Source organism: Protofrankia symbiont of Coriaria ruscifolia, from assembly GCF_900634745.1.
Classification (GTDB): domain Bacteria; phylum Actinomycetota; class Actinomycetes; order Frankiales; family Frankiaceae; genus Protofrankia; species Protofrankia californiensis.
Genome location: NZ_CAAAFR010000201.1, coordinates 1 through 3,033, shown reverse-complemented (window position 1 = coordinate 3,033; position 3,033 = coordinate 1). Strand labels below are relative to the sequence as shown.

Sequence of the window (3,033 nt, the reverse complement as noted above, 5' to 3'; positions counted from 1 at the left end):
AACCGTCACTCCCCGAACGGCGACTGAATGTTTACGATGTCAGGACGCTCGAAGCACTGCTTGCCGACGGCAGTCTCTCCGATGTGGAGGACGCCCGCCGTCATGTCCTGCGCCTGCGCGACCGGGGTCGGCTGGACAGGGTTCTCGGTATGTTGCTCGCACGGACACCGAAGGATGCCGTCCGCCTCCGCCGTGTCCGGGCCGGTGCTGTCGCGCTGGTCCGCGAGTTCTGTGCCGATGAGCGCTCGCCGAACGATGACGAGCATCGCTGGCCCGAGGTCGACCGCGGGCTTGGTACGGGGTTGATTCCCTTGGAGGTCGCCGTCCAGGAAATGCGAACCGGTTCGGTCGACGGGCTGCGGCGCTGGCTCGACCGGATGGACCGTGTCGGCGACCCGCCACCGATACTTGATCCGTTCCGGATACTCCTGGTCCAGGAATGGATTCCCGTCGAAATACCGGATCCCGCCGAGTTCCCCGCTGATGGGCTGCGGGCACTTCTACAGCTTGCCCGTTGCCTGGACCAGCAGGGTGGCACAGGATGGCTGCCGGCGCTCCTCGGCCGTCTCCCCGACGCTTGGGGACAGGTTGCCGAACCGTTCCAGCGGTTTTCCGGTCCGGATGTCTCCAGCGGGGCGTCCACCAGGGCTGGAACGAACGGTGTCCTGGCGGTCGGCGGATCCGGACGTGGCGGAGAAGTGCGCGAGAACGTCGCGCACGGGTCCGAGCTTCTCCTCTGGCAGGATCAACGGTGACAGGATCGACAGTGAGTGGTACGGCGGGACATGTCGGCCTTGATCTCGGGTCCACCTTCACCAAGGTCGCCGTCTCCGCAGGCGAAGGCCGCGTACCGCCGTTCGATCCCGCGGGCGACGGGCCGATCGCGACCGCTGTCGCCTGGGCGGAATCGCGGGTGCTCGTCGGCCACGCCGCCTTCAACCTGGCGGTGCATGACGGTTTCTGGCGGTGCATGACGGTTTGACGCGGGATGGTGTGGCACTCACCGGCTTCCTGTCCCTGCTCGGGACGCCGCATGCCAGCTGGGCGCGGCATGGCTGGCGGTCGTGCCGCAGCCCGGCACAGGCGGCGCGGGGCTTCCTCACCGCCGTCCTGGACGGACCGGTTGCTCGGCATGTCCCGACCGTGAGCCAGCTGGTCGTCACCGTGCCGGAACACTGGCTGCGGACACCCGAGGGAAGCCGGGCCCGGGCTGAGCTGTGTGGCCTGCTCACCGACGACATCGGACTGCCGGTGCGCGCTCTGGTCAGCGCGCCGGCCTGCGCCGCGGCATGGGTCGTCGCCTGTCACAGTGCCGGCTACGGCGCCGGTCACAGTGCTGGTCATGCGGCCCCACCCGTGGGCGGATCAGCCGGACCGGCGCCGCGGCCGGGCGGGTTGCTGCTCGTCTGTGACGTCGGTGGTGACACGGTGCAGGTCGCCCTGTGTGAGATAGGCGAACGTGAGACGGGCGAACGCTCGGTCCGGCTGCTGGATGCCGAGACCCGTTCCGGTGGTGCGGGTTGGCCTTCGCGGCCGCGGCGGTACGTCTGGCCTACATCCGCGTGCACGGCCAGGGGTCTACGCTCTCTGTAACGGAAAAACTGCTCCGTGTTTTTGCCGAGGCGCTGTTGCGTGGTCAGGATCGGGCCGTGCAGGTACTCGCCGCCGCGGCCGAGCAGCCGCGCTGGCGGGATGCGTGTGTTTGCCGGTTCGGTGCCGGGTACCGCCTGTCCGCCGAAGACGTGACCGGTTGCTTCGAGTTGGTCGTGGCGACGATCGAGGACGCTGTGACAGGTCTGCTGACCCGTCGCGCCGACCTGCTGGGCGCTGCTCCAGGAGCTTCCGATGCTCCAAGCGCTCCACGGGATGGCTCCGGCGGTTCTCCAAGCGCTTTCGGGGATGATCTAGACGTGGTCACCGTCGGTGGTCTCGGCGCGCTGCCCCCCCGCGCAGGCCGCGGTGATGCGGGCCGCGGGCAGGGCTTTGGCCGCGCTCGGTCGCAACGACGACCCGGCGCTACTGACGGCGTTCCGATCGTGGTGACCGTTGACGGCTCCCACCGCCCTGAGGTGCTTGTCGACGTCCAGGTGTACGGCCATGATGATCATATTTCGGTCCGGATACCCTTGCGGGACGATCCGCCGCCGGATGGCTACCACGTAGGAGTGCAGGTCGCTCGCACCGGGCTTGGCGTGTTCGTCCTACGTCCCGTCACCGGCGGGCAGGCGCAAGTCCTGCCCCTCCCGGAAAATATGCGGCCTCCGTTCATGTCAGCACAGGCCAGGTAATGCCGGAAGCCGTATGACATCGCGAAGACGTGAACGGAGGAATGGTGGTTAAGGAACCACTGGTCGAGCGGCCATGGAAGGAGGTGGCCGCCGCTGTCGCCTCGGGCGAACCGACGGCGTCGCTCGACGTGTTGTGTTCGGCGTTCCGGTGGGCAGCGGTGACGCCGGAGGATGCGGCCAGGGCCGGTAAGGTCGACTCGGCAGGGGCGTTTCGCGCGATGGTGGCCCTCGACGCCGCCCTGGCGGCAGCAAAAAATCTTGTTGAGGTCCTTCCGAGCTTCCTGACGGTGGCCGACGCGGGCACCCCGGTCGAGGAGGACCTGTTGCGCTGGGCCGCCGAACAGGTACCGTCGACAGCAGATGTCGCGGCGTTGAGGGCGGAGCTGGAGCAACGCCGGAGCACCGAGCGGGAGCTGCGCGACCGTGCCGCCGAGTACGAGCTGCTGCGTGCCCGCGTCGAAGAACTTCGACACGCCGAGAAGGTCTCCGGCTTCCTTGACACATTGCGGGCGCAGCATCGTGATCTGGTCGAGCGGGTTGAGGTCTTCTTTGAACATCTTGAAAAGCCGAATATTTTCTATCGCCGGGCGGGGTTTTCCTCGGGGTTGCCGCCTATGTGGTCACGGGCGTTCATGCGGTCATGGGAGAATCCGGCGAACGGGTTGGTTTCCTGCCGGGCACCGGTGTAGGTGTAGGTGACGTCCCAGGGCTGCGGGAAGGTTGCGCAGAGTTTCGATCAGCTGCG

The 3,033-nt window shown here is 67.5% G+C and carries 5 protein-coding genes; 4 read left to right on the top strand and 1 reads right to left on the bottom strand.

Annotated features, from left to right (window positions below; all coding sequences use genetic code 11):
* From CV1CTNOD_RS25145 to CV1CTNOD_RS23540, 3 genes are all read left to right on the top strand, one after another.
* Positions 1-755: hypothetical protein (locus CV1CTNOD_RS25145; protein WP_165485696.1), on the top strand; the 755-nt coding region annotated here is incomplete at its 5' end.
* 11 nt (positions 756-766) lie between these two features.
* Complete coding sequence (locus CV1CTNOD_RS23545) at positions 767-982, top strand: hypothetical protein (RefSeq protein WP_131788138.1); 216 nt, start codon at positions 767-769, stop codon at positions 980-982.
* The gene (locus tag CV1CTNOD_RS23540) at positions 979-1,593 is read left to right on the top strand and encodes a hypothetical protein (RefSeq protein WP_131788137.1); all 615 of its coding nucleotides are present in this window, start codon (positions 979-981) and stop codon (positions 1,591-1,593) included. Before CV1CTNOD_RS23545 ends, CV1CTNOD_RS23540 begins: the two co-directional genes overlap by 4 nt.
* 311 nt (positions 1,594-1,904) lie before the next feature.
* Here the strand turns inward: CV1CTNOD_RS23540 and CV1CTNOD_RS23535 are convergent, their stop codons facing one another.
* Complete coding sequence (locus tag CV1CTNOD_RS23535; protein WP_131788136.1) at positions 1,905-2,099, bottom strand: hypothetical protein; 195 nt, start codon at positions 2,097-2,099, stop codon at positions 1,905-1,907.
* Positions 2,100-2,332: 233 nt separating this feature from the next.
* Here CV1CTNOD_RS23535 and CV1CTNOD_RS23530 point away from each other — a divergent pair, with 233 nt between their 5' ends.
* Positions 2,333-2,977, top strand: coding sequence for a hypothetical protein (locus CV1CTNOD_RS23530; protein WP_131788135.1), 645 nt, complete (start codon positions 2,333-2,335; stop codon positions 2,975-2,977).
* Positions 2,978-3,033 lie beyond the last annotated feature (56 nt).

Coding starts and splice junctions, on each gene's coding strand:
- CV1CTNOD_RS23535 (WP_131788136.1), bottom strand. CDS start 2,099: ATGGCCGTACACCTGGACGTCGACAAGCACCTCAGGGCGGTGGGAGCC.